We start from the raw sequence: 22,847 nt of genomic DNA, 5'->3' as shown, positions 1-22,847 counted from the left end.
ATCACCGCCAATATGCCTTGGCTCCCGCCGCCTTGCCTTCTCTCCGCAACACTTTTCCCCGGGGACATGAAATGCTGAAAAACATCTATGCCTGGACGATGGCGCTCGCCGCGCGCAAAACCGCCGTATGGTGGCTGGCGATCGTCGCTTTTGTGGAAAGCTCCGTCTTCGTCGTGCCAGCCGATGTGCTTTTCCTGCCCATGGTGTTGGCCAAGCCGAAAAAGGCGATGTTTTATGCGCTCGTGGCAACGGTCGCCTCGGTTCTCGGCGGCATCGCCGGCTGGTTCCTCGGTCACTATGCCTTTGAGAGCCTCGCGCGGCCCATTCTTGAGTTTTACGGCAAGCTCGACAGTTTCGAGCACCTGAAAAACTCGGTGGACTACGAGACCATCGTTCTCCTGCTGGTGACATCGGGGCTCGCGCATCTGCCGCCGATCAAGGTCGTGACGATCCTTTCCGGCGCGGCCAATATCAGCCTTGGCCTCTTCATTCTTTCGGCGGTCGTCACGCGCGGCGCTCGCTTTTTCATCCTTGCCGGATTGCTGCAGAAATACGGTGAACCGGTCCGCCATTTCATCGAAAAACGCCTCGGCGCCATCACCGCGGCGGCCGCCGCCGCGCTTATCGCGGTCTATGCGGTCTACGTTTTCGTGCGTTGACCAAGCGCAATTTTTCTACTCTTACAATACTGTCGCATAACTTTCAGCTTACTGTCAGAATCCACCTGTATCGGTTCTCTCGTCGAATAAGGGAACCGTTTTATTATGCGAAGATTCTGGAAGTGCTCCTTTGGGGGCATGGGTATTGCTGTGCTTGCCGCAGGCGGTTATCTCTATGCCATTCAGCTCCTCGGCAATTTTCACGAGGTTGTCGCGGGGCAGCTTTATCGCTCCAACCAGCCGAGCAATGAGCAGCTTGTCCGCTATACCAAGGACCACGGTATCAGGACGGTTATCAATCTGCGCGGCGCGAACGAATCCAAGTCCTGGTATCGCGACGAGGTCGAAACCGCCCGCGAGCTTGGCTTGAATCACATCGATTTCGGCATGTCGGCAAGCCAGGAACTCGACATGAACAGGGTCAACGAGCTGGTCGCGATCATGCGCGATGCACCGAAGCCCATTCTCATCCATTGCAAGGCCGGCGCGGACAGGACAGGTCTTGCCACCGCGCTCTATCTCAGCCGCGTGGCAAAGCTTGATGAGGAACAGGCGGAAAGCCAGCTTTCCTTCCGCTTCGGCCATATCGGCATTCCCTACCTCTCGGAAACCTATGCCATGGACCGGACCTGGGAAAACGCGGAAAAGATGCCTATCGTCGACGATTTCGCTGTCGCCTCCAACTAATATTGAATGGGGTTTAGGGCAGGCGGTGCAGGCAGCAGATGCCGGCGCCGCCTTTTATCTGGCCATCCGGTGGGTCACAGCGCAGCCTTGAACTTATCCATTCGCCCCGGCTGCCTCCAGCCGACGCAGCGCCGGGCTTTTGCCTGAAGAACCAAATCCATCATCAGGCTTGCCGGCATATGTCATGGCGCCAAAGAATGGTGGCAGGGATGATTCTAGCTCCGTCCCGCGCCGGGCGTCCATCCGCGCGTATATCCCTTTCCCATGATGGCAACCGCAAGGGAAAGCTGTTCCTGCAAATGCTCGATTTCGCCGAGAAGAGCTTCGACAGCAGCCTTGGCATCGCCGTTGTGACACTGGATGACATAGCCCGCTATGTCGTCAGGCCTTATGGGGGTGATTTTTTCAGCGTCGGACATATTGGATGACCTCTCTTTTGTTCACTAAATGTTCTAATTTTAGCAGAGAGTCAACAAGGCAATGCGCCTCATCGTTCGACGGCTGGCGGCTTCACGGTGCAGAGTATATTTTCAGAAATCTACGCGGAGAATGCTCCCGATCGCAAATCGATGGATCGAGAAAGAAAGGCCGGAGCATAGGATTCCAGCCCAGGCCTCCACGGCCCGGCGCTGCGGAATCAAACGTCAATGAACCGACGGATCCTCGCCATCCAGGAAGCTGCGAATCCCGTCTTTCTCACATGTGGCCAGGAATTCCTCCCAGGCGTCCTTGTCGGTTGCGAAAGGTTCGTCCCAGGTGGTGACATCGTCGTGCTCGCTGATAACCTCGAGCGTCCAATCCTGCTGGGTGCCGGCGGGCCTATAAATATCAACCAGAACCGTGATGCCGTCGTCTTCAAACTCGCCCGAGAATTCCGAGTGTTCTATTTTCGGTTTTTTGGCCATCTCGGCACACCTCATTCTCAGGCTTTGATAAATGCACAGCCGAAGCCGGTCGTTTAAATTCGCGCATAGCACTGGTTACAGGATAGCTAAAACAAATATAGCCAGCTCTGGGGGAACTGGCTATCTATCTGATTTTAATGGTCGGAGCGGCGGGATTCGAACCCACGACCCCTTGACCCCCAGTCAAGTGCGCTACCGGGCTGCGCTACGCTCCGAACCTGAAAGCCGTTTATATATAAGCCTGTTAGGGCGCAAGCGGAAAATGGTCTTTTCATAAAAAAAGGAGCAAAGGGTGTGGATGGCGGGGAAGGGCGCGGAGCGGGAGAAGTTCCCCGGGCATGAGCGACCGTCAAATGCATGACACATCCTCTTTCCATCATGGGCGGAACAAGCCGTCCGCTTCGGCGTTCAATCGCAGCGGAATTGAAACTCAGGGAGACGAACTATGTCCGAACTCGTCGTTGTTGGTTTTGACGGAACGGAAGCGGCCGATAGGGTGCTTCTGAAACTTGCAGGCCTGAAAAAGGAATATCTGGTCGATCTGGAAGATGCCGTGGTCGTCGTTCGCGATGAAGACGGCAAGGTGCATCTGAAACAGAGCGTCAATCTGACGGCGATCGGCGCAAGCTCCGGTTTCCTGTCCGGCGGTCTCTGGGGCGGCCTCGTTGGCCTGCTGTTCCTCAATCCGCTGGCGGGATTTGCCATTGGCGGCGCGATCGGTGCCGGCACGGGCGCTCTTGCGGGGTCGCTGACGGATTTCGGTATCGATGATGATTTCATCAAATCGCTCGGCGAAACCATTCCCAACGGTTCTTCGGCGCTGTTCGTGCTGATCCGCAAGGTGCAGCCGGAAAAGGTGCTGGCGGAACTGGAAGGCCTGCGCGGGCGGGTCATCAAGACGTCGCTGTCGCCGGCGCAGGAAGCACAGTTGCAAAAGGCGCTTTCCGGCGGAGCCGAACCGGCTGCCGCGCCTGCCGTCTGATCAGATAATGAAAACGAGTCTGCGGCATGTTCCATGTCGCGGCCATCCGTTCAGGCGTCGGCGAATTCGGCTTATACGGTCAAAGTGCCGTTTTTCGCCTGTGGCCAGGTGAGATAATAATAGCGGCTGCCGACGCTGCCGAAAAACGCGTTGTCGCCGGAAACACTATCGACATAAGCGCCTGTCTCGCTTCTCGCATAGGCCGAGCCGTCGCGCTTGAGATGGTCTTTCAGAAAGTCGCTCCATCCCGTCATGGCGATATCCGTGGCCGGTCTGGAGGTGGTCTCTGTATCGGAAGCCACATCCCAGGCCTTGATTTGCGTACCCTCGGCGGGATCGGAGACGGTGAGCGTGCCGGCCGCCAAAGCCTCCAGCATGGCCTTGGCCTGCGAAGCCTTGTCCGGATCCTTGGTCAGTTCTTCCAGCGTCTCCTTCAGTTCCTTCATGAAATCGGCCTTGGTAATATCGCCGGAAGAAAGCTGGGTATCCGTATCTTCGGTCTGCGTATCCTCGCTCGACGTCTGGGCATATTGCGCCAGAAGCTGCGTGAGCCGCGTATTGGTGGAAGACGAGGAGGAGGAAGTGGCGAGCCCGTAGGAATCGAGGAGAGACGTCCGCGTCGAGGAGGAGGTGGCGGCGGAATTGTCTTCCTGCTCCTTGATGGCCTTGAGGGCCAGTCTGGTGGCGGTGAGGCGTGTGGACAGGTCGATGGAGGAGACCATTGCGTTCGCTGTTTCCTTGATCGGGCGATACGCATCATTCGTACCGAACCGGCTCGGCGGGCATCGATCCCGCCTGTCGTCTCCTCTCATAAGAAGACCGGATGAATCCCGGCCATGTTCGGCTTGGGATGCACCCGGTCTTAATGGCCGGACTTTGCGCGACGCTTGCGGCTCAATTCTCCTGAACGGAGACGCCGTTGGGGCCGATATTCATCTCGATCCCCTTCGGCTTGCTTTCCTCGTGCCAGACATAGACGCCAAGGCCCGCGATGACCACGATGAGCGCGCCGATGATGAGATAGAGATTATTGGTCTGCGTCATAAGATGTCTCCCCGTTTGACAATCAGAATCCGGGGCTAAACGCATGAAATGGCGTAAGGTTCCGTAAGGGCAAGTGTTTTAGGCGGCACGCGCGCGGCGGCGCAGGCTTTCGCGTTTTTCAAGCGCCATGCATCCCCACAATATGCCGAGCAGCAGGAAGAAGTGTCGCCAGTGGTCGGTATCGATGACGGCGCCGATCATCACATGCCCGACGAAAGTCACCCAGGAAATAATGAGAAACGACTGCCAGGGCCGTGGGCGCAGCAGATGCCTGAAACCGGCGGCGATGGTCCAGCAGATCAACACGAGATAGATCACGAAACCGAACCAGCCATGCGTCGTCAGGCTCTTCAGCCAGATATTATGTTCGGCGGCGGGAAAAATATTGTCGAAGACCATGGGGCCGATGCCGAGCGGGTGTTCCATGGCAAGCAGGAAGCCAAGATAGTGGCGGGCAAAACGCCCGAGATGGCCGCCATCATAAGATTGCACCGCCGAAGCGCGGCTGGAGAACAGATCCGCCACCTGCTTGAACTGCAGCGCGATGATGACCGCCGCGACCATCAGCCCGGCGGCGACGAGAAACAGCACGAGGATTTTAAGACGAAACGCGGCCGTGCGTTCCTTCAGCAGCATCACGAAGACGAGGAGAATGGTGGCGAACAGAAACAGGCCCCAGGCCGCGCGCGAGAACGACAGGAATATGGCAAGCGACAGGATGAGCAGCCCGGCGATCCGCCATGGCGCATGCATCGCCTTGCCGGTAAGAAGGCCATAAATGAGGTAAAGCGATGGTGTCACCAGAAAGGGACCGAAAACATTCGGGTCCTGAAAAGCGCCCTTGGCGCGGTCGTAAAGGGTGAAGACCTCGAAACCCGGAATGGCGTGAAAATATCCGATGATGCCGAGCAGGGCGGTGATCAGCGCCGCCGCGAGCCAGGCCCGGAAAATCAAAAGCAGCCGCTGGTATTTGTCCTCGATGATCGCCGCATAAAAAACCGAGGTCAGCGCCAGAAAGGTCGAGACGGCGAGATAAAGCGGTCCCTCATCCAGATCGGCCATGGTGGTGAGCGAAAGATAACCGCCGACATTGAACGCAAGCAGCAGGCACAGAAGCAGGATGACGGTGCGAGAAAGGCGAAGGCCGAGCAGGAACCACAGGGCCACCTGTCCCACCATCATCAGCTCATAGGGTGCCGGCTCGGAGATGACGAAACCGGACAGGAACACGCCGAAAGCGATGAAGAACGAACCAACGAGCCGCATGGCGGCCAGCGGCGCGTCGAAATCCGGTGCGTGCTGATAACCGGTGTGGGTCAATAGGCGTTTTCCGATTTCAGCAGCCGTATCGGCGTGAGGAACAGGATTTTCAGATCGAGAAACAGCGACCAGTTCTCGATGTAATAGAGATCGTATTCGGTGCGGAACTTGATCTTGTCGCCATGGTCGATCTCGCCGCGCCAGCCGTTGATCTGCGCCCAGCCGGTAACCCCGGGCTTGACCTTGTGGCGCGCGAAATAATGCTCCACCACCTCGGTATATTTCAGGTCGCCCGTCTGGGCGTGAACGGCGTGCGGGCGCGGCCCGACGAGCGAAAGATCGCCATAGAGAACGTTAAAGAGCTGTGGCAACTCGTCCATCGAGGATTTACGCAGGAAGCGGCCGACGGGCGTGACGCGCGGGTCGTTCTTCGTCACGGCCTTTTTCGCGGTCGGATCGCTGAGTTCCGTATACATGGAACGGAACTTCCAGACGTTGATCGTCTCATTGTTGAAGCCGTGGCGCTTCTGCTTGAAAAGGACCGGGCCTTTCGAGGTCGTTTTCACGGCAATGCCCGCACCCACCATCACCGGCCATAAAAGGGCGATGCCGATGAGGCTGAAGGTGATGTCGAACACCCGTTTCGCCACCGAATCCCAGTCGCGGATCGGCTTGTCGAACACATCGAGCATCGGCACCTTGCCCACATGGGAATAGGCGCGGGGGCGGAAACGCAATTTATTGGCATGCGCCGCGATGCGGATATCGACCGGCAGCACCCACAGCTTGCGCAGAAGCTGGAGAATGCGCGCCTCGGCGCTGAGCGGCAGGGCGATGATCAGCATATCCAGCTTCGTCAGCCGGGCGAACTCCACCAGTTCCGCAAAGGTGCCGAGCTTGGGATAACCGGCGACAACCTCGGGAGAACGGGCGCTTTTGCGGTCGTCGAAGATACCGCAGATGCGGATATCGTTATCGGACTGCTGCTCCAGCGAGCGGATAAGGTCCTTGGCGGTATCGCCGCCGCCGACGATGACGGCACGGCGCTCCATGACGCCGTTGCGGCCCCAGTGGCGAATGGCAAAGCCGAGGATCAGCCGCCCGGCGAAGATCGCCACCGCACTCGTTGCATACCAGATGCCGAAAGCCTGCCAGGAATGCAGCGCATCGGGAAAGAAGAGGAGAAGGAAACAGGCAATACCGACGAAGGAGAGGCACACTGCGCCCTGAATGCGGGCGAACATCTTCAGCGGCGTGCGCAGCGTCGGAAGCTGATAGCAATCGCCCGCCTGCAGAAGAAAGACGCAGAGCGCCGCCCCCAGCACGCCGCCGCCAAAAACCGTCAGAAAGGTTTCGAGACCGCGATCGGCCGCGATGCCGTTAACGATGGCGGCGATGACAACGAGCATCGTAAATTCGAGAAGCCGCAATTGCCCGATCACCATGTTGGGCGAGTGGTTGCCGGCGCGCAGCTGGTTGGCGATCTGCCGTGCAAGCGGATTGAGAACGACGGTTTCAGAAGCCGAACTCCCCCCGGCTTCGTAGTCGGAGAGTTTCTTGCGCAATGACGCCAGATCGAATTGCAGCCTGTCCTTGTCAGTCTTGGTCATTGCTTTGGTCCGCACTATCAAGCGCATCGGCCTGAAAATCGCATTCGATTTTCGACCGGAACGATGCGCAACCTCAAAGTGGTAGAGCGCCCTTTGTACATCCGCATGGATGCGTGGCGCTCTACGAGCAGAAAACTAGCCGAAACATGCTAAGAAACGTTTATGATGAGTTTCTACAGGACGGCCGGAATATACAATTAAAAATCGTGTTTTTGAAATGACTATTAGGTCAATAGCAGGTCGCGATAGAGTTTCATCATCTCATCCGCCATGACCGGGGTTGAAAATTTCGCCTTGAAGCTGTCGGGGCGAGGCATGATCCGCTGCGCCCAGTCCGTATCCTCGGCATCCTTGACCATGATCCGTGCCAGCGCATCGGCGTCGCCGGCCGGTACGAGCGCCTCGCTGTCTTCGCCGAGCACCTCGGGAATGCCGCCGACATGCGAGGCAATGACCGTTTTTCCCGCCGCAAGCGCTTCGAGCACGATATAGGGCATGGCTTCGGCGCGCGAAGGCACCACTACAGTCGTTGCCAGTTCGAAGGCCTGCCTGGCGGGCATTGCCGCATGCATCGAGATCCGCCGGGAAAGCCCGGCCTTGTCGATCATCGCCGCATATTTGTCCCTGTCCGGCCCGTCGCCGACGATCACGCCGGTCATCGGCTGGCCGATGCTGCGCTCCATCTTTGCAAATGCCCTGATGAAGACATCCGGTCCCTTGAGGTCGCGCAACATGCCGATATAGAGAAAACGGGCGGCATCTTCGCGGGCGGGTACGGTTTCGAACTCGCTTTCCTGCACGCCATTATAGATCATCGCGGTGCGGGTGCGCGGCCTGCCGACCTTGGCCTCATACGTCGCCTGCTCGAAATTGCAGACGAAACAGAGCGCATCGGTGAAATGTTCCTGAAACCGCTCCAGCCGCAGGAAGAGCTGCCCCTTCAGGCTGTTTCGGGCATAGTGCAAGCTGCCGCCATGCGGTGAATAGAGGCGGGCTACGCGATACCTGTTCGCCCGCAGGAGTGAGCCGATCAGCCGGGCAAGAGCGCCACCCTTGGCGCTGTGTCCATGCAGAATGTCCGGCCGCAAACTTTTGATGTGCTTGTAGGATTTCCACAGCGCCAGAAGATCGCCGGGGCTGATCGACCGCCGGATGGGCAGGCGGGTGAGGCCCAGCTCCAGCATCGGGGTGATCTGTGCGAAAAGCCGTTCCTCATGCGCGCCGCCTGTGGAGCTGTCGCAGACGATGCCGACCTTGTGGCCCTGTTTCACATGTTCTTCGATGAGGTCGCGCACATGGCGGAAAACGCCGCCCACCGGGGAGCGGAAGCAGTGAATGATGCGCAGGGGAGGGCCGTCATCCGACACGTGTGCCTCTCCGTCTGTCAGAAGAAGCGTTCGCGTACATAGACGGTATCACCCGCCAGAATGGGCGCAGTGATCACGATCCGGCCGGTCATCACCTCCGCATTGATCTTGCGGGTGATGTCGACATCGGCCTGATTGGCGCGCGGGGTGAAACCGCCGGCAATGGCGATGGCGTTTTGCACGGTCATGCCAGGCACGTAGGAATATTGGCCGGGACGACCGACCTCGCCCATGATGAAGACCGGGCGATAACGATCGATCTCGATCGTCACGTCAGGATCGCGCAGATAACCCTGGCGCAGCTTGGTGGCAATTGCGGCTTCGAGCTGCGGCAGGGTCTTGCCGCGTGCCGGAACCTGGCCGACGAGCGGGAAGGCGACATAACCGGCCTGATCGACCGTATAGGTATTGGTCAGCCCGGCCTGTTCGAATACGTTGATACGCAGCCTGTCGCCGCTATCGACATGATAGGGCTGCAGGGCAGCTTCATTAAACGACCTCGGCGCGGGTTGATATGCCGCGCAGCCGGAAAGGGCCGTCAGAACGGCGAGCGTCAGTGCGGTGACATGTCGTGATCCGGCGAGCGGCATCTCATCTGGCTCCGAGTCGAACTTTGATCATTCTTATCGTTCTGTTAGGGTTAATGGCCGGTAAACAGTCGGCGCGAGCGATGGTAATATCGGCTTTATTTCGTCGGATTCGCCGGGATTAACTGTTGTGTTACCGGCAAGACTTAAACTTCGCGAAAATTGACCATCTATATTTGAGCGCCCGAGGTTTGTCTCGGTTACGGAGCCCACATGAACGGCGATCGCATTGACGACAGGGATGTGGATATCGACCTTGCGCAGCTTGTCGCGGCCATATGGCAGCGCAAGGGCCGGATCGCCGCGATCACGCTTCTGGCCGGGGGCGCCGCTTTCGTGATCTCCAGCATGATGTCGCCTGCCTACAAGGGCGAGGCGCGTGTGCTCATCGAATCCCGTTCGGCCTCCTTCGGTGCCTCGCAGCAGTCCAATGCGCCGGCCGAACCCGTGCTCGATGAATTGACCGTCTCCAGCCAGGTGCAGATCCTGCAATCGGTCGACCTCATCAAGCAGGTCGCGAAAGACATGAAGCTTTACGAACTGGACGAATTCGATCCGGAGGCCCATCCGTCGCTCGTCTCGCAGCTGCTGGTCGCCGTCGGCGTCAAGAAGGACCCGCTTCAGGTGTTGCCCGAAGAACGGGTGCTGAAGGCCTTCCGGGAAAGGCTGCAGGTCTATCAGGTCGAAAGTTCGCGCGTCATCACTGTCGAGTTTTCCTCGCAGGATCCGAAACTCGCCGCCGCCATCCCCAATGAGATGATGAAGGCCTATATCGCGCTGCAAAGCGGCGCGAAGCTCGATACAAGCACGGAAGCGGCGCGCTGGCTGGAGCCGGAAATCGCCAATCTGCGGGAAAAGGTGCGCGAGGCCGACAGGAAGGTTGCGGACTACCGCGCCTCCTCCGATCTTCTCTCGGCCGGGCAGGGCGAAACGCTCGCCACCCGCCAGCTCAGCGATATCTCGACCGAACTCGGCCGTATCCGCGGTGAGCGCGCCAATGCGGAGGCGCGGGCGGAAGGTGTGCGCAGTGCGCTTGCAAGCGGCCGCCCGCTCGATACTTTCCCCGATGTCGTCGGCTCCCCGACGATCCAGAGGCTGAAGGAAAACGAAACGACGATCCGCAGCCAGATTTCCGATCTCTCGTCCTCGCTGCTGGAAGGCCATCCGCGCCTTCGCGCGCTGCGCAACCAGCTTGACGGCATACAGCGGCAGATTCAGGAAGAGACCCGCAAGGTGCTGGCAAGTCTCGAAAACGAAGCGAATGTCTCGCGTCTGCGGGAACGGCAACTGGTCCAGCAGCTGAACATGCTGAAATCGGAAAGCGTGCGCGCGGGCGAGCAGCAGGTCGGCCTCAACGATCTGGAGCGGGAAGCTTCGGCGCAAAGGCAGCTTCTGGAAACCTATCTTGCCCGTTACCGAGAGGCGACGTCGCGCGCCGGCTCGGTGGATTCCACGCCGGCCGATGCGCGTGTCATCTCGACGGCGGTGGAGCCGCGCGAACCCTATTTTCCGAAGACCGGCGCCATCACCATCGTCGTGACGCTGGCGGCCTTTCTGCTTTCCTGCATCGTCGTGATGCTGGTGGAGCTTTTCACCGGCCGGGCTTTGAAGCCGATGGGCAGGAATCAGGTTCCGCCGCTCTCCGATCCGCCGTCTCCTTCGCGTGCTTCAGCCGATCCGGACAATACCGCGGATACGCCGGAACAGCCCGTCGCCGCGCGCCATGAGACGATGGAGCCTGCCGTGCGGGCCATGCCGGTCGCGGCATATCAGTCTGTTGCCGAAGAGGCGCAACCGCACATGCCGGCTGTCGCTGCTGCTGCCATACCGGCCTTGCCGGTGGAAGATGTCGCGGCTGCGAAAGAAGAGGCAGGGGAAGAGGAAATCGACACCGATGACGATTTCTCCATCGACGCCGTTGCAGGTTTCCTGGCTACCCGTGTTGCCAAACCGGTCGCCGCGATCGTGTCGCCGGCCGGTGATAGCGGATCGACCACCACCGTCATGCTGGCGCGCGCTTTGTCTGAAATGGGCCGTTCGGTCGTTCTCGTCGACATGACGGCATCTGCCTGTCCGACGCGGCTGATGGCACCGGAAGCCGGGCTTCCCGGTGTCATGGACCTTCTCGCGGGCGCGGCCGCCTTCGGTGAAACCATTCACGGCGACCGCCTGTCCGACGCCCATATCGTGCCGCGCGGCAATGCGCAGCCGCGCGAGGCGATGCGCGCCATAGATCGCCTGACGATGATCCTCGGGGCGCTTTCAGATGCCTATGATACGGTTCTCGTCGAATGCGGCGCGGTGCAGATTTCAAGTCTTGAGAAAATGCTGCGCAACCTGCCGGCGGAAATCATTGTTTCGGTTCCCGGCAAGGATAGCGAACTCTTGGAAAAAACGCTCAGTGAACTGGTTGCCCAGGGCTACGAACAGGCATTGCCGATGACCGGCATGCGCAAGCCGGACCATCTGAGCGCGGCCTGATCCGCTCAATCGGCGGCTGCTGTTATGTCCGTCTTCGGCCGTCCAGCACGAAAACGCTGAATCAGCGCATAGAATGCCGGATTGGATTTGATCAGGCTCTTCGTCCGGGCGATGGCGACATAGGCCGAGGCCGCTGCGCGGCCCTTCAGCGTTACCGGCAGGAATATGTCGTGCTGTACGGTGAAAAGCGGGCACCAGCTGCGCTTGTACAGCTGGTCGCCGACGCCGAAATCGAAGATCGCCGCCTTTTCGCGACATGCCCTTTCGATCATCAGCCAGAACAGCAATTCGCCGGGGCTGAGTTCCGAAACGGATTCATCGATCGAACCAAACTGGCAGATGATGTGATCCTGCTTGCGCGAAAGGCCGGCTATTGCGGCGACGACGCCCTCGTTTGCGCCGTGCAGGCGAATGGCATGCAGTTCCAGCAGACTGTCCGTGCCCGTCTCGGGATAATTGGCGAGATCGTAGAAGAAATCCTTCACTGATTGATCGCGAAAGACATCCGGAATGCCCTGCGAGGCGAAGCGGGCGGCTTTCTGGCGGAAAAACGCCTGCAATAATTCGCATTTTTCCTGGGGAGATCGGGCGATCACATGGCTGTAGCCGCCCATTTCCTCGGCCCTTCGGCTCTGGATGCGGAATTTTTTCCGTCGCCTCTTGGCGTTGACCTGCCGAAGCGTGGCGTCGAAACTTTCGAACAGGGGAAGCTGGAAGGCCGGATTTTGGTTTTCGACGGAAGCAAGATGCGAGAGGGGACTGGTCCTGCCGCGCCACGTCAGCGGTACGTTCTGCAACGCCAGAATATCGGCCCGGCCATGCAGCAGCTTCCGCGCCTCGCGGGCAATTGCCGCCGCGATTTCCTGCCCCGCCTGTTCGGCAAAGGAGGGGTCGAAAAGCCCCGTATTGATATTGTTGAAACGGCCACCGGGAAAACGCGCCTTGCGGATGCCGCCTTCCAGCACGATTTCGAGCGGTAGCAGAAAGATCGTCTTGCCGCTTTGCCGGCCGCGAAGAGTCAGGAGCGCGCTGTTCTGCGTTTGCGCCCAGATGGAGCACCAGCCGAAACCCTGATGCAGTGAATTGAGCGGGTCGTTTTCCAGCCGCTCCCAGTCGGCACGGATGGTGGAGGCGTCATCGACGAGATCGATCAACAGGCGATCGGCACCCCGCCGCTCGTTTTGCACGGCGGTCGGCGCTTGCTCGTCGCTGATAAAGACCGGCCCCTCAGCCGCCATCCACTCTCTCCGGTTGTTTCGGTCGGACTATATCGTTGAGCGGCAAACAATCGGTTTATAAAATTGCGACCTCAGGATGTCATGCAATGGTCGGCGCTTAACCCTGTTTTTTGGGTCCGGCCATCCATTTGATGATCAGCATCGCCGGCAGAACCCACAAAATTCCGGTCAACACGAAATAAGCGAGATGCACCCACCAGGGCGATTGCGCCAGCGCCGCCGATGCAATGGCCGTCGCCACCACGGCGTAAACGACGACGAGGCATATGATGACGATGGTGCCGATAAGCGATCTGAGGCGAGGGTGCATGAAGTCTTTCCATCATTGAATATCTGAGAGGGACTATACTGCCGCGACCGCATGCCGCAAACCCTGAGGCCTTGTTTTGTGGTGCCGGTTGGGGCTAATCAACATGACTGTATGAGGGAGACCTGAAAGATGCGTTCGAGCGGCATGACGATGGCAAATGGTTCTGCGGAAATGGTGGTGGAGGCTGCCCTGCAGAAACAGGAGAAGGACCGCCGCCTGCTGCGCATCTGGCTGCGCGTGGTGCTCTTCACGCTCTTCTGTCTGGTCCTCGTCGGCGGCGCCACGAGGCTCACCGAATCCGGCCTGTCGATTACCGAATGGAAACCGATCCACGGCGCGATACCACCGCTTTCCGTCGCCGAATGGGAAGAGGAATTCCAGCTCTACAAGCGCATTCCCCAATATCAGGAAATCAACAAGGGCATGTCGCTCGATGAGTTCAAGACGATTTTCTGGTGGGAATGGGCGCATCGCCTGCTTGCCCGCACCATCGGCCTCATCTTCGCTGTGCCGCTCGCCTTCTTCTGGCTCACCGGCCGCGTCGAAAAGCGCCTGCGCCTGCCCTTGGTCGGCCTTCTGGCGCTCGGCGGCTTTCAGGGCTTCATCGGCTGGTGGATGGTCTCTTCCGGCCTCGTCAACCGCACCGATGTCTCGCAATATCGCCTTGCCACACATCTGACCATCGCCTGCCTCATCTTTGCGGGCTGCATGTGGATATTGCGCGGCCTGTCGCACCATTCGCCCGAGGCCGCCGACGAGAAGACGGGCAGGGGTTTTGCCGCGCTTCTGACGGTGCTCTGTCTCTTCCAGATCTATCTCGGCGCATTGGTGGCGGGGCTGAATGCCGGCCTCTCCTATAATACCTGGCCGCTGATGGACGGCTCACTGGTGCCGGGCGATCTCTTCCTGCAACAGCCCTGGTGGATCAACCTCTTCGAGAACCCCAAGACGGTGCAATTTGTCCACCGCCTCGGCGCCTATACGCTGTTCGCCGCCACCTTGTGGCATATGGTGTCGATGGCGCGCGCGCTGCCGAATACGCCACACGCCCGCCGCGCGGTGCTGTTCTTCGTGCTGGTTTCCATTCAGGCGGCGCTCGGCATCACCACGCTGCTCATGCATGTGGATATTCATGTGGCACTTGCCCATCAGGGCATGGCGTTGATCGTGCTTGGTTTCGCCGTCGCTCACTGGCGCGGTTTCATTGGCGAATATCCGGCACCCGTTGCGGTCGAAGTCAGGGACTGAGGCGGCTTAAAACTGCGCAAGCACCGCTTTGATGGTGGCCGCGACGACGAGTTCGTTGTCGCGCTCTTCCGCATTGCCATCCTCTTCGTGCCACGCGGCAGAAAGGCCGCCATAAGCAAAGGCATATTGCAGCAATAGCCGTTCGTCCCGTTGCAGAGCCTTCGCAAAAATCGCCGCCATGGAGGCGATGCGCGCCTCGCTGCGCGTCAGGTCGAAACGGTCGAGCGGATTGGAGAACATGTTGGCGACATCGAGCGCCGCATCGCCGATCAGGCCGGCGGGATCGATGATGATCCAGCCGCGCTCACCGCGCATGATATTCTCGTGATGCAGATCGCCGTGCAGCGGCTTCACATCCCGCTGCTGGCCGATCAATTGCTGCGCCAGCGTGGCCGCCTCGATATAGGGGCTCTCCACGCCGTCGATGCGATCCTGCTCGGCCTTGCGGAACAGGCTCTCGAAATAGAGCGGCAGCGTCAGCAGGCTTGAAGGCGGCGGCTGCTGCGATGGCTGATGATATTTAAGCAGGACATCGGCGGCGATTTCCGTGGCGGCATCGTCGTTGCCGTCGCGAAACAGCACATCGCGCAGGGTTTCAGTGCCGGCATGTTCCATCAGCAAAATATCGTCGGAGCGGTCGAGTAGCTCCACGCAGCCGATACCGGCGCGCCATTCGATGAAATCCGCGCCGCGAAGGCTGTCCTTCAGTACTTTCTTTTTCAGAACCTTGGCGACCGCAAGGGAACCGTCGCCGCGCGTCAGCTCGTAGACCACCCCTGCCGGCGTGTCGGCAATCCGTTTCGCGGCCTCGATATTCCACGAGGCCGGAAAAAATGGGGCGGCCATGTTCATAAGGAACGCCTCATGCAGACAGCATCAGTTCCATGTTCTGCACGGCAGCACCGGATGCACCCTTGCCGAGATTGTCGAGCAGTGCCACGAGGTTGATATGCTCACCGCCCGGCGTACCGAAGACGAAGAGCTTCATCGTGTCCTTGCCTGCCAGTTCCTCGGCATCGATGCGCGCGAGCCCCTTGCTTTCGGCAAGCGGCACCACGCTGACGATATCCTGCCCCGCATAATGGGCGGTCAGCGCCGCATGGATCGTTTCGATGGTCGTGCCTTCCTTCAGGTCGGCGGCAAACAGCGGCACCTGCACGATCATGCCCTGCGGGAAACGCCCGACGGAGGGCGAAAACAGCGGCGCGCGGTCGAGCTGGCCGTGAATGGTCATCTCCGGCACGTGCTTGTGCTTGAGCGTCAGGCCATAAAGGAAATTATTGGCGCTGATGGCGTCATCGCGGCTCTGGTCTTCCATCTGGGCGATCATCTGCTTGCCGCCGCCGGTATAACCGGAAACCGCGTTGACGCTGACCGGATAACCGTCCGGCAGGAGGCCGCTAGCGCGCAGCGGGCGCAGAAGGGCGATCGCGCCGGTCGGGTAGCAGCCCGGATTGGCGACGAGGCGCGCGGAACGAACCTTCTCGCCCTGTTCCTTGTCCATTTCGGCAAAGCCGTAGGCCCAGTCCTGATGGACGCGATAGGCGGTCGAGGTGTCGATGATGCGGACATTGTTATTACCGGCCACCATCGAGACGGCTTCCCGGGAAGCGTCATCAGGCAGGCAGAGGATCGAAATGTCGGCATTGTTGAGCATATCCTCGCGCATCGCCGCATTGCGGCGCTCAGCCTCGGGAATGGACAGCAGCTCGATATCGCGGCGACCGGCAAGGCGCGTGCGGATCTGCAGACCCGTGGTGCCGTGTTCGCCATCGATGAAGATCTTCGCTGTCATGTCCTTGTCCTGACTTTTCAAAGGGTTGCGAGGGTAATCGGAATCAGTTTTCTAAGTTCTGGCCGCCTTGTCAGCCGGCCTTCGCCAGCCGTTCGGCGCGCAGGCCAAGCATATACATTGCAACGGTGGCTCCGGCAATGGCGGTAATATCGGCATGGTCGTAAGCCGGCGCCACCTCCACGACGTCCGAGCCGCGAATATCGAGCTGGCCAAGCCCGCGCAGGACGGAGAGGATTTTGGCGCTGGTCGGCCCGCCGGCCACCGGCGTGCCGGTTCCCGGCGCAAAGGCGGGATCGAGGCAATCGATATCGAAGGTCAGATAGACGGGCATGCCGGCCGTATGCTTGACGATCAGCGAGGCGATATCGCTCGCCCGCATGTCCTCCACCTCGTATCCGTGGAGAATGCGGATGCCGAAATCGTCAGGCGCATGGGTGCGGATGCCGATCTGGATCGAGCGGTCCGGGTCGATCAGACCGTCACGCACGGCGCGGGCCACGAAGGAGCCGTGATCGATACGCTTGCCATCGTCGAACCAGGTGTCCTGATGCGCATCGAACTGCACCAGAGCCAGCGGCCCGTGTTTGGCCACATGCGCTTTCAGCAAAGGCCAGGTGATGAAATGATCACCGCCCAGCGTCAGCAGGTAATCCGTCTTGGAGATGATCCGCCGCGCTTCCTTTTCGATCGTGTCAGGCGTTTTCCAGTGGTTGCCGTAGTCGAGCAGGCAGTCACCATAGTCGATGGTCGGCATATGGGCGAAAAGGTCGCGCGCGAAGGGATATTGCGGGTCGTTGTCGAAGATCGCCGAGGCGCGGCGGATCGCCTGCGGCCCGAAGCGCGCACCCGGCCGGTTTGAGGTGGCCGCATCGAAGGGAATGCCCCAGATGGCCGTCGATACGCCCTTGAGATTCTTGGTATATTTGCGCCGCATGAAGGAGAGGACGCCCGCATGGGTCGGGTCGGTGGCAGCCGATGTCAGGGTCGTTGCGGTAAAGGCATGGTCGATGGTTTTGCTGGGCATTATTTATCGGCCTTTTCGGCAAGATCGGCGAAGTTGCGGATTTTGATCGCTCGGCCGTCGAAACGCGCGACGATTTCAAGTTCGCCACCCATCGCCTCGATAAACCGGCGTAACGTTCCGACATACATATCGGCGCGCTTTTCCAGTTTTGCGACGGAGCTTTGGCCGATATCCAGCGCCTGTGCTATTTCATCCTGCGAGAGCTTTAGCGCCCGGCGCACATCCGCAAGGTCCATTTCCTCTTCCAGCCGGTCTGCTTCTTTTCCTGCCTTAACGCGCGCGTCGTCAGACATCCGGTTACGCAACTGCGCAAAACTGTGCCTACCGCTCATCGTTCTTCTCCTTTTCCAACTCCGCCAGATGCTCGTCATAAAGGTCGTCGGCAATCGGGATCATGCGATCATAAAACCGCTTGTCGCCAGTTTTGTCGCCTCCAATCAGCAGTATCGCCATTCGGCGCGGATCGAAGGCGTAAAAAATCCGCAGCGGCTTGCCTCCGCTCTGGATACGGAGTTCCCGCATATGCGGGTGGCGAGATCCATGAATGCCGCTCGAATATGGAAACGGCAGGCGCGGGCCGCGCTCCTCAAGTTTCTGAACATAGGCATCGATGCTGATGTGGTCGCTCTCATCAAGCGCCTCCCACCATACTCCGAATTCATTCGTATATTCGACGACATAGTTCATCGGGAAATATTATTCCCTTGAGGGAATAATTCAAGCGGTTGCTGTTCAGCGAAATAAAAAAGGCGGAGCCGAAGCCCCGCCTTTCGAAGTTCTGAACGAACCGTTCGCAGAAGCGATTAGCGCTTCGAGAACTGGAACGAACGGCGGGCCTTGGCCTTACCGTACTTCTTACGCTCGACAACGCGGCTGTCGCGGGTCAGGAAGCCGCCCTTCTTCAGAACGGAGCGCAGGCCCGGTTCGAAGTAGGTGAGTGCCTTGGAAACACCGTGACGAACGGCACCGGCCTGGCCGGAAAGACCGCCGCCTGCAACCGTTGCAATGATGTCGAACTGACCCGAACGGGCAGCTGCGACCAGCGGCTGCTGGAGGATCATCTGCAGAACCGGACGTGCGAAATACGTGGTGAAATCGCGGCCGTTGATGATGATCTTGCCAGAACCGGCCTTGACCCATACGCGGGCTACGGCGTTCTTGCGCTTGCCGGTCGCGTAGGAGCGGCCGAGGGTGTCAACCTTGCGGACATGCACGGGAGCCGAAGCTTCCGAAGCCGGGGCGAGGTCTTTCAGAGAGGAAAGATCGGCCATTATCAGGCGCTCCTTACGTTCTTCTTGTTAAGCGCGGCCACGTCGAGAACGGTGGGCTGCTGTGCTTCGTGCGGGTGGTTAGAGCCGGCGTAAACGCGCAGGTTCTTCATCTGGCGACGGCCGAGCGGGCCGCGCGGGATCATGCGCTCGATAGCCTTTTCAACGACGCGCTCCGGGAAGCGGCCTTCGATGATCTGGCGAGCGGTGCGCTCCTTGATGCCACCCGGGTGACCGGTGTGCCAGTAGTACTTCTTGTCGGAATACTTCTTGCCGGTGAAGGCAACCTTTTCCGCGTTGATGACGATGACGTTGTCGCCATCATCGACGTGGGGGGTGTAGGTAGCCTTGTGCTTGCCGCGCAGGCGGGTTGCAACGATGGTGGCGAGGCGACCAACAACGAGGCCTTCGGCGTCGATGATGACCCACTTCTTCTCCACCTCAGCGGGCTTCTGAACGAAAGTAGACATGGATTTCACTTTCTAACGTGGACCCGTCATCCTCTTGAATAAAGAGCATACGGGCGTTTCTTGTTGCTTGGTTTGGTTGCCGCCAAGGGCAACCGCAAATGACCCTATTCCGGCTGGAATCCGATCTGGCGCGCTTATACGGTGCGCGAGCGAAAGCGTCAATATGACTGTTTTTGTGGATCGTAAAAATAGACAAGCAAAAACAATACGTTATTGATGTGGTATTATTTTACCCCATTCTGGAAGCGTGTTTTCACCCCAGCCGCATCACCAGAACGCCCGCTGCAATGATGCCTCCGGCGAGATAGCGCCAGATGCTCGCCCGTTCTTTCAGGATCACCACGGAGATTACCAGCGCGAAGAGGATGGAGGTTTCCCGAAGCGCCGCGACGACGGCCACAGGCGCCTTCGTCATGGCATAGAGCGCCAGCCCGTAAGAAAGGATGGAGCCGCCGCCGCCGATCAGGCCGCGCCACCAGTTGCGCCTGACATGTTGCACGACAGGGGCGACGCCGCGCTGAAAAAAGGCAAAACCGAAAAGCAGCACGGGCGGCAGAAGCGACATCCACAGGGTATAGGAGATCGCGTTGCCGGAAAGCCTTGCGCCGACGCCGTCGACGAAGGTGTAGGACGCGATCACGAAGGCGTTGAGCAGCGCGACCATGATCGCCTTCCCGCCACCGCGCCGCGCCTCGAAAGCAAGCGTGAGGATGCCGCCCGAGATGACGGCGATCCCGGCAAGGGCGAGCGGGCTCAAAACCTCGCTCAGGAACAGGCTGCTCGTCGCCGCGACGATCAAGGGGGCCACGCCGCGCATGACGGGATAGACAAGGCCGATGTCGCCGATCGTATAGGCGGCGGCGACAAGACGGAAATAGGCAAATTGCAGAACGGCCGAAGCGATCAGAAAGGGTATGGCGACCGGCGCGGGAAATGGCAGAAAAGGCAGAAAAGGCAGCGAGCAGGCCGCGGCTCCCGCCGCGATCAGCGAGGCGTCCAGCGATTTGTCGGATCCGGATTTGACCAGCGCATTCCATCCGGCGTGCAGCATTGCGCCCAGGAGCACCAGAAGAAGAATGTCAAATGTCACAATAGAGACTCGCTCGCAGGCTACTTTGGGCAACCTACAGCATCGGCTTAAAAACCGGAATCGATTTTCGGGGAGGGCGGCAAGCCTTTCCCGATTGTTCGGGCCTACGTTTTGCGCCCGTGGAGCCACCCGCCAACGCCATGTGGCCAATGCGGATATTGCGACGCGCGTAAAATTTGTGCTTTGTGTATGTCATGGAGCCGTGGAATGATTTTGCGTCGGTGCGATATGGCGTTCTGCTCATGATTTCATCCGTCAGATCGGGGCATGGGCGCTGGACGCACAGCTTGTGGTTTCGCTTCTGGGCGGATTTTCGCTAAAAATACTACCTATTTCGTCCGATATTGCCGTTGAATGCCCCTGAATGCTCTACGGCGCTTTGAGCGTAAGGTGTATCAATTGGGTAAAGGCGCGCATGAAAAGAAATTTCATGACTTTCATGAATGGTCGACTGTAACGTTGTAGATTTGTTTATAGATTGATTTACAGAATAACTTTCTGAAAATTAGATACTTCTAATTCATCTGCGAACGGAATGAAAACAAACAGGAGACGAACGGCGCATTGGTTGCACGCTAATGTTGTTTGAGCAACCATTTGCGCCGAATTGCGCCATTGGGAAAACTGGATAAAAATAGTCAATACACCCGGCATTTCACCGTTTTGGTGAAATCATTTTGCGTGAAGAAAAACGTGACACCGCCTGGCGGGCGTCTGTCCTCGTGGCGATTTTCAGTCGGGCAGGGGTTCAAGACAGCGAAGAACCTTCCTAGATGGGAAGGGTGGACGCAGCCGGCAGCGGCAGGAATGCGTCGGTGGAATTATGCAGGCGATGCTATGCTCGTGGAGTTTTCAGATGGCACACTTGCATTGGTATCCTTCACATCATGTGACGTTCCAAAAGGGATAAGTTGACATGCAGCATGATAGTTACGAGCCCGACTACCTCAGAAGAATTCTGACGGAGGTCAAAACCATTGCCCTGCTCGGTGCTTCGCCCAACCCGGACAGGCCGAGCCACGGCGTCATGCGTTTCCTGCTGTCAAAGGGTTACCGCGTGTTCCCGGTCAATCCCGGCCAGGCCGGCAAGGAGATATTGGGACAGAAGGTCTATGCCAGGCTTGCCGATATTCCCGAGCCAGTCGACATGATCGACGTTTTCCGCGCGCCGGAATATTTGTCGGCGATCGTTGAGGAGGCGATATTGCTGCCGGAGCGGCCGTCGGTGATCTGGGGCCAGCTTTCCGTCCGCGATGACAATGCCGCCGCCAAGGCGGAAGCCTACGGCATGGAAGTTGTGATGGACCGCTGCCCTGCAATTGAGTATCCGCGTCTCAATATTGTGCGATAGTTGGTACGGATCGGACTTACCATTTGGCGGCAACGCATTATGATCCCTCCGAAATTCCAATTGGAGGAAACATCATGCCGAGCAGCAATCCCGGGTTTTCGACGCTGGCCGTTCATGCGGGCGCGCAACCTGATCCGACCACCGGCGCGCGTGCCACGCCCATTTATCAGACCACGGCCTATGCTTTCCGCGACGCCGATCACGCCGCCGCCCTGTTTGGATTGAAAGAGTTCGGCAATATCTACACCCGCATCATGAACCCAACCCAGGCGGTTCTGGAAGAGCGCGTGGCAGCACTTGAGGGCGGCACGGCCGCGCTTGCCGTCGCGTCCGGCCATGCCGCGCAATTGCTGGTCTTCCATACGCTGCTGCAGTCCGGTGACAATTTCGTTGCGGCCCGCCAGCTCTATGGTGGCTCGATCAACCAGTTCGGCCACGCTTTCAAGGGCTTCGACTGGCAGGTCCGCTGGGCCGATGCCACCGATCCGACGAGCTTCGAGGCGCAGATCGATGATCGCACGCGTGCCGTCTTCATCGAAAGCCTCGCCAATCCCGGCGGCACCTTCGTGGATATCGCCGCAATCGCCGAGGTTGCCCACCGGCATGGCCTGCCGCTCATCGTCGACAACACCATGGCAAGCCCCTATCTGCTGCGACCGCTGGAACACGGCGCGGATATCGTATTGCATTCGCTGACGAAATTCCTCGGCGGCCATGGCAACTCCATGGGCGGCATCATCGTCGACGGTGGAACCTTCGACTGGTCGGCGACGGACAGATATCCCGCGCTGTCGCAGCCGCGGCCGGAATATTCCGGTGTCGTGCTGCACCAGACCTTCGGCAATTTCGCCTTCGCCATCGCCTGCCGCGTGCTTGGATTGCGCGATCTCGGTCCGGCGATCTCGCCCTTCAACGCCTTCCTCATCCTGACCGGCATCGAAACCCTGCCGCTGCGCGTTCAGCGCCATTCCGACAATGCGCTCGCTGTCGCCAAATGGCTGAAGGCGCATCCCAAGGTGGGCTGGGTGCATTATGCGGGGCTGGAAGACAGCGATAATCACGCCATCCAGCAGCATTATTCGCCAAAAGGGGCGGGCTCGGTCTTCACCTTCGGCGTCAAGGGCGGTTATGCGGCCGGCAAGGCGCTGGTGGAAGGGCTGCAGCTTTTTTCCCATCTTGCCAATATCGGCGACACGCGCTCGCTCGTCATCCACCCGGCCTCCACCACCCATGCGCAGCTGACACCCGAACAGCAGACGGCCGCCGGCGCCGGGCCGGATGTGGTTCGCCTGTCGGTCGGCATTGAGGACGTCAAGGACATCATTGCCGATCTCGAGCAATCGCTTGCCAAACTCTGATCTGGTTCGTCACGCGAGTTTGGTGCCCGCGTGATCCCCAATGATATTTTGGTGTGATTGAACTGCCGCCGGAAAAACCATGGAATAAGGTATTTTCGGCGGCAACGGATTTC

General features: G+C 59.2%; 25 protein-coding genes and 1 tRNA gene. 7 read left to right on the top strand and 19 right to left on the bottom strand.

What is annotated here, in order from left to right; genetic code table 11:
• The first annotated feature begins 71 nt into the window (after positions 1-71).
• Together AC5YUO_RS01690 and AC5YUO_RS01685 are read left to right on the top strand one after the other, a co-directional pair.
• A complete protein-coding gene (locus tag AC5YUO_RS01690) occupies positions 72-659 on the top strand; it encodes a YqaA family protein (protein ID WP_003502297.1) in 588 nt (195 codons plus the stop codon).
• A 138-nt stretch (positions 660-797) separates the two neighbouring features.
• Positions 798-1,346, top strand: a complete 549-nt coding sequence (locus AC5YUO_RS01685; RefSeq protein WP_496154039.1) for a dual specificity protein phosphatase family protein — start codon at positions 798-800, stop codon at positions 1,344-1,346.
• Between the two features lie 215 nt (positions 1,347-1,561).
• Here AC5YUO_RS01685 and AC5YUO_RS01680 read toward each other — a convergent pair whose 3' ends face one another.
• From AC5YUO_RS01680 to AC5YUO_RS01670, 3 genes are all read right to left on the bottom strand, one after another.
• Positions 1,562-1,765: a hypothetical protein gene (locus tag AC5YUO_RS01680; protein WP_496154038.1), complete on the bottom strand. Its 204-nt coding sequence runs from the start codon at positions 1,763-1,765 to the stop codon at positions 1,562-1,564.
• Between the two features lie 225 nt (positions 1,766-1,990).
• On the bottom strand, positions 1,991-2,251 hold the full coding sequence (locus tag AC5YUO_RS01675) for a hypothetical protein (protein WP_400812156.1): 261 nt from the start codon (positions 2,249-2,251) through the stop codon (positions 1,991-1,993).
• Positions 2,252-2,389: 138 nt separating this feature from the next.
• A tRNA-Pro gene (locus AC5YUO_RS01670) sits at positions 2,390-2,466 on the bottom strand.
• A gap of 230 nt (positions 2,467-2,696) precedes the next feature.
• Between AC5YUO_RS01670 and AC5YUO_RS01665 the strand changes: the two genes are divergently transcribed.
• Entirely contained in the window at positions 2,697-3,233 is a 537-nt protein-coding gene (locus tag AC5YUO_RS01665; protein WP_496154037.1) for a DUF1269 domain-containing protein, read from the top strand.
• 71 nt (positions 3,234-3,304) lie between these two features.
• Here AC5YUO_RS01665 and AC5YUO_RS01660 read toward each other — a convergent pair whose 3' ends face one another.
• The 6 genes from AC5YUO_RS01660 to uppC form a co-directional block, all read right to left on the bottom strand.
• A complete protein-coding gene (locus AC5YUO_RS01660) occupies positions 3,305-3,955 on the bottom strand; it encodes a hypothetical protein (RefSeq protein ID WP_496154036.1) in 651 nt (216 codons plus the stop codon).
• 172 nt (positions 3,956-4,127) lie between these two features.
• Entirely contained in the window at positions 4,128-4,277 is a 150-nt protein-coding gene (locus tag AC5YUO_RS01655; protein ID WP_104679367.1) for a hypothetical protein, read from the bottom strand.
• Positions 4,278-4,355: 78 nt separating this feature from the next.
• Positions 4,356-5,597 (bottom strand): polysaccharide biosynthesis O-antigen ligase family protein UppF, encoded by a 1,242-nt coding sequence (uppF, locus tag AC5YUO_RS01650; RefSeq protein WP_496154035.1) that lies wholly within the window; start codon positions 5,595-5,597, stop codon positions 4,356-4,358.
• On the bottom strand, positions 5,594-7,147 hold the full coding sequence (uppE, locus tag AC5YUO_RS01645) for a polysaccharide biosynthesis glycosyltransferase UppE (RefSeq protein ID WP_496154034.1): 1,554 nt from the start codon (positions 7,145-7,147) through the stop codon (positions 5,594-5,596). The genes uppF and uppE overlap by 4 nt, the downstream gene beginning before the upstream one ends.
• 224 nt (positions 7,148-7,371) lie before the next feature.
• A complete protein-coding gene (uppD, locus tag AC5YUO_RS01640) occupies positions 7,372-8,514 on the bottom strand; it encodes a polysaccharide biosynthesis type 4 glycosyltransferase UppD (RefSeq protein WP_496154033.1) in 1,143 nt (380 codons plus the stop codon).
• A 17-nt stretch (positions 8,515-8,531) separates the two neighbouring features.
• Complete coding sequence (uppC, locus tag AC5YUO_RS01635; RefSeq protein ID WP_496154032.1) at positions 8,532-9,104, bottom strand: polysaccharide export protein UppC; 573 nt, start codon at positions 9,102-9,104, stop codon at positions 8,532-8,534.
• 210 nt (positions 9,105-9,314) lie between these two features.
• Here uppC and uppB point away from each other — a divergent pair, with 210 nt between their 5' ends.
• The gene (gene uppB, locus AC5YUO_RS01630) at positions 9,315-11,582 is read left to right on the top strand and encodes a polysaccharide biosynthesis protein UppB (protein WP_496154031.1); all 2,268 of its coding nucleotides are present in this window, start codon (positions 9,315-9,317) and stop codon (positions 11,580-11,582) included.
• A gap of 5 nt (positions 11,583-11,587) precedes the next feature.
• Here uppB and uppA read toward each other — a convergent pair whose 3' ends face one another.
• Both uppA and AC5YUO_RS01620 read right to left on the bottom strand, forming a co-directional pair.
• Positions 11,588-12,820 carry a polysaccharide biosynthesis GNAT family N-acetyltransferase UppA gene (uppA, locus tag AC5YUO_RS01625; protein ID WP_496154030.1) on the bottom strand — a complete coding sequence of 411 codons (1,233 nt, stop codon included), beginning with the start codon at positions 12,818-12,820 and terminating at the stop codon, positions 11,588-11,590.
• Positions 12,821-12,917: 97 nt separating this feature from the next.
• Complete coding sequence (locus tag AC5YUO_RS01620) at positions 12,918-13,130, bottom strand: DUF2842 domain-containing protein (RefSeq protein ID WP_020811154.1); 213 nt, start codon at positions 13,128-13,130, stop codon at positions 12,918-12,920.
• Positions 13,131-13,274: 144 nt separating this feature from the next.
• Here AC5YUO_RS01620 and AC5YUO_RS01615 point away from each other — a divergent pair, with 144 nt between their 5' ends.
• Positions 13,275-14,378 (top strand): COX15/CtaA family protein, encoded by a 1,104-nt coding sequence (locus AC5YUO_RS01615; RefSeq protein ID WP_496154886.1) that lies wholly within the window; start codon positions 13,275-13,277, stop codon positions 14,376-14,378.
• Between the two features lie 6 nt (positions 14,379-14,384).
• On the opposite strand, the gene AC5YUO_RS01610 is transcribed toward AC5YUO_RS01615, so the two are convergent.
• The 8 genes from AC5YUO_RS01610 to AC5YUO_RS01575 all read right to left on the bottom strand — a co-directional run bounded on the left by AC5YUO_RS01610 (position 14,385) and on the right by AC5YUO_RS01575 (position 20,025).
• Positions 14,385-15,230, bottom strand: a complete 846-nt coding sequence (locus tag AC5YUO_RS01610) for an aminoglycoside phosphotransferase family protein (protein WP_496154029.1) — start codon at positions 15,228-15,230, stop codon at positions 14,385-14,387.
• 10 nt (positions 15,231-15,240) lie between these two features.
• Positions 15,241-16,173 carry an N-acetyl-gamma-glutamyl-phosphate reductase gene (argC, locus tag AC5YUO_RS01605; protein ID WP_400812177.1) on the bottom strand — a complete coding sequence of 311 codons (933 nt, stop codon included), beginning with the start codon at positions 16,171-16,173 and terminating at the stop codon, positions 15,241-15,243.
• A 70-nt stretch (positions 16,174-16,243) separates the two neighbouring features.
• Positions 16,244-17,197, bottom strand: a complete 954-nt coding sequence (gene speB / locus AC5YUO_RS01600) for an agmatinase (RefSeq protein WP_496154028.1) — start codon at positions 17,195-17,197, stop codon at positions 16,244-16,246.
• A complete protein-coding gene (locus AC5YUO_RS01595; protein ID WP_496154027.1) occupies positions 17,197-17,529 on the bottom strand; it encodes an XRE family transcriptional regulator in 333 nt (110 codons plus the stop codon). Before AC5YUO_RS01595 ends, speB begins: the two co-directional genes overlap by 1 nt.
• Entirely contained in the window at positions 17,519-17,884 is a 366-nt protein-coding gene (locus AC5YUO_RS01590; protein ID WP_496154026.1) for a type II toxin-antitoxin system RelE/ParE family toxin, read from the bottom strand. The genes AC5YUO_RS01595 and AC5YUO_RS01590 overlap by 11 nt, the downstream gene beginning before the upstream one ends.
• Before the next feature lie 116 nt (positions 17,885-18,000).
• Complete coding sequence (gene rpsI, locus AC5YUO_RS01585) at positions 18,001-18,468, bottom strand: 30S ribosomal protein S9 (protein WP_003496509.1); 468 nt, start codon at positions 18,466-18,468, stop codon at positions 18,001-18,003.
• Between the two features lie 2 nt (positions 18,469-18,470).
• Positions 18,471-18,935 (bottom strand): 50S ribosomal protein L13, encoded by a 465-nt coding sequence (rplM, locus tag AC5YUO_RS01580; protein WP_279655362.1) that lies wholly within the window; start codon positions 18,933-18,935, stop codon positions 18,471-18,473.
• A 253-nt stretch (positions 18,936-19,188) separates the two neighbouring features.
• A complete protein-coding gene (locus AC5YUO_RS01575) occupies positions 19,189-20,025 on the bottom strand; it encodes an EamA family transporter (RefSeq protein WP_496154025.1) in 837 nt (278 codons plus the stop codon).
• Positions 20,026-20,941: 916 nt separating this feature from the next.
• Here AC5YUO_RS01575 and AC5YUO_RS01570 point away from each other — a divergent pair.
• Both AC5YUO_RS01570 and AC5YUO_RS01565 read left to right on the top strand, forming a co-directional pair.
• Positions 20,942-21,376 (top strand): CoA-binding protein, encoded by a 435-nt coding sequence (locus tag AC5YUO_RS01570; RefSeq protein WP_496154024.1) that lies wholly within the window; start codon positions 20,942-20,944, stop codon positions 21,374-21,376.
• A 74-nt stretch (positions 21,377-21,450) separates the two neighbouring features.
• On the top strand, positions 21,451-22,734 hold the full coding sequence (locus AC5YUO_RS01565; RefSeq protein WP_496154023.1) for an O-acetylhomoserine aminocarboxypropyltransferase: 1,284 nt from the start codon (positions 21,451-21,453) through the stop codon (positions 22,732-22,734).
• Positions 22,735-22,847 lie beyond the last annotated feature (113 nt).

The sequence above is a fragment of the Agrobacterium sp. LEGMi-208b genome (assembly GCF_059511785.1).
This window is presented reverse-complemented; position numbering and strand designations above follow the sequence as displayed.

Bases quoted from the DNA above. Each gene is read 5' to 3' on its own strand.
- AC5YUO_RS01690 (WP_003502297.1), top strand. From the start codon at position 72: ATGCTGAAAAACATCTATGCCTGGACGATGGCGCTCGCCGCGCGCAAA.
- AC5YUO_RS01685 (WP_496154039.1), top strand. From the start codon at position 798: ATGGGTATTGCTGTGCTTGCCGCAGGCGGTTATCTCTATGCCATTCAG.
- AC5YUO_RS01680 (WP_496154038.1), bottom strand. From the start codon at position 1,765: ATGTCCGACGCTGAAAAAATCACCCCCATAAGGCCTGACGACATAGCG.
- AC5YUO_RS01675 (WP_400812156.1), bottom strand. From the start codon at position 2,251: ATGGCCAAAAAACCGAAAATAGAACACTCGGAATTCTCGGGCGAGTTT.
- AC5YUO_RS01665 (WP_496154037.1), top strand. From the start codon at position 2,697: ATGTCCGAACTCGTCGTTGTTGGTTTTGACGGAACGGAAGCGGCCGAT.
- AC5YUO_RS01660 (WP_496154036.1), bottom strand. From the start codon at position 3,955: ATGGTCTCCTCCATCGACCTGTCCACACGCCTCACCGCCACCAGACTG.
- AC5YUO_RS01655 (WP_104679367.1), bottom strand. From the start codon at position 4,277: ATGACGCAGACCAATAATCTCTATCTCATCATCGGCGCGCTCATCGTG.
- uppE (WP_496154034.1), bottom strand. From the start codon at position 7,147: ATGACCAAGACTGACAAGGACAGGCTGCAATTCGATCTGGCGTCATTG.
- uppC (WP_496154032.1), bottom strand. From the start codon at position 9,104: ATGCCGCTCGCCGGATCACGACATGTCACCGCACTGACGCTCGCCGTT.
- uppB (WP_496154031.1), top strand. From the start codon at position 9,315: ATGAACGGCGATCGCATTGACGACAGGGATGTGGATATCGACCTTGCG.
- uppA (WP_496154030.1), bottom strand. From the start codon at position 12,820: ATGGCGGCTGAGGGGCCGGTCTTTATCAGCGACGAGCAAGCGCCGACC.
- AC5YUO_RS01620 (WP_020811154.1), bottom strand. From the start codon at position 13,130: ATGCACCCTCGCCTCAGATCGCTTATCGGCACCATCGTCATCATATGC.
- AC5YUO_RS01615 (WP_496154886.1), top strand. From the start codon at position 13,275: ATGACGATGGCAAATGGTTCTGCGGAAATGGTGGTGGAGGCTGCCCTG.
- AC5YUO_RS01610 (WP_496154029.1), bottom strand. From the start codon at position 15,230: ATGAACATGGCCGCCCCATTTTTTCCGGCCTCGTGGAATATCGAGGCC.
- argC (WP_400812177.1), bottom strand. From the start codon at position 16,173: ATGACAGCGAAGATCTTCATCGATGGCGAACACGGCACCACGGGTCTG.
- speB (WP_496154028.1), bottom strand. From the start codon at position 17,197: ATGCCCAGCAAAACCATCGACCATGCCTTTACCGCAACGACCCTGACA.
- AC5YUO_RS01595 (WP_496154027.1), bottom strand. From the start codon at position 17,529: ATGAGCGGTAGGCACAGTTTTGCGCAGTTGCGTAACCGGATGTCTGAC.
- AC5YUO_RS01590 (WP_496154026.1), bottom strand. From the start codon at position 17,884: ATGAACTATGTCGTCGAATATACGAATGAATTCGGAGTATGGTGGGAG.
- rpsI (WP_003496509.1), bottom strand. From the start codon at position 18,468: ATGGCCGATCTTTCCTCTCTGAAAGACCTCGCCCCGGCTTCGGAAGCT.
- rplM (WP_279655362.1), bottom strand. From the start codon at position 18,935: ATGTCTACTTTCGTTCAGAAGCCCGCTGAGGTGGAGAAGAAGTGGGTC.
- AC5YUO_RS01570 (WP_496154024.1), top strand. From the start codon at position 20,942: ATGCAGCATGATAGTTACGAGCCCGACTACCTCAGAAGAATTCTGACG.
- AC5YUO_RS01565 (WP_496154023.1), top strand. From the start codon at position 21,451: ATGCCGAGCAGCAATCCCGGGTTTTCGACGCTGGCCGTTCATGCGGGC.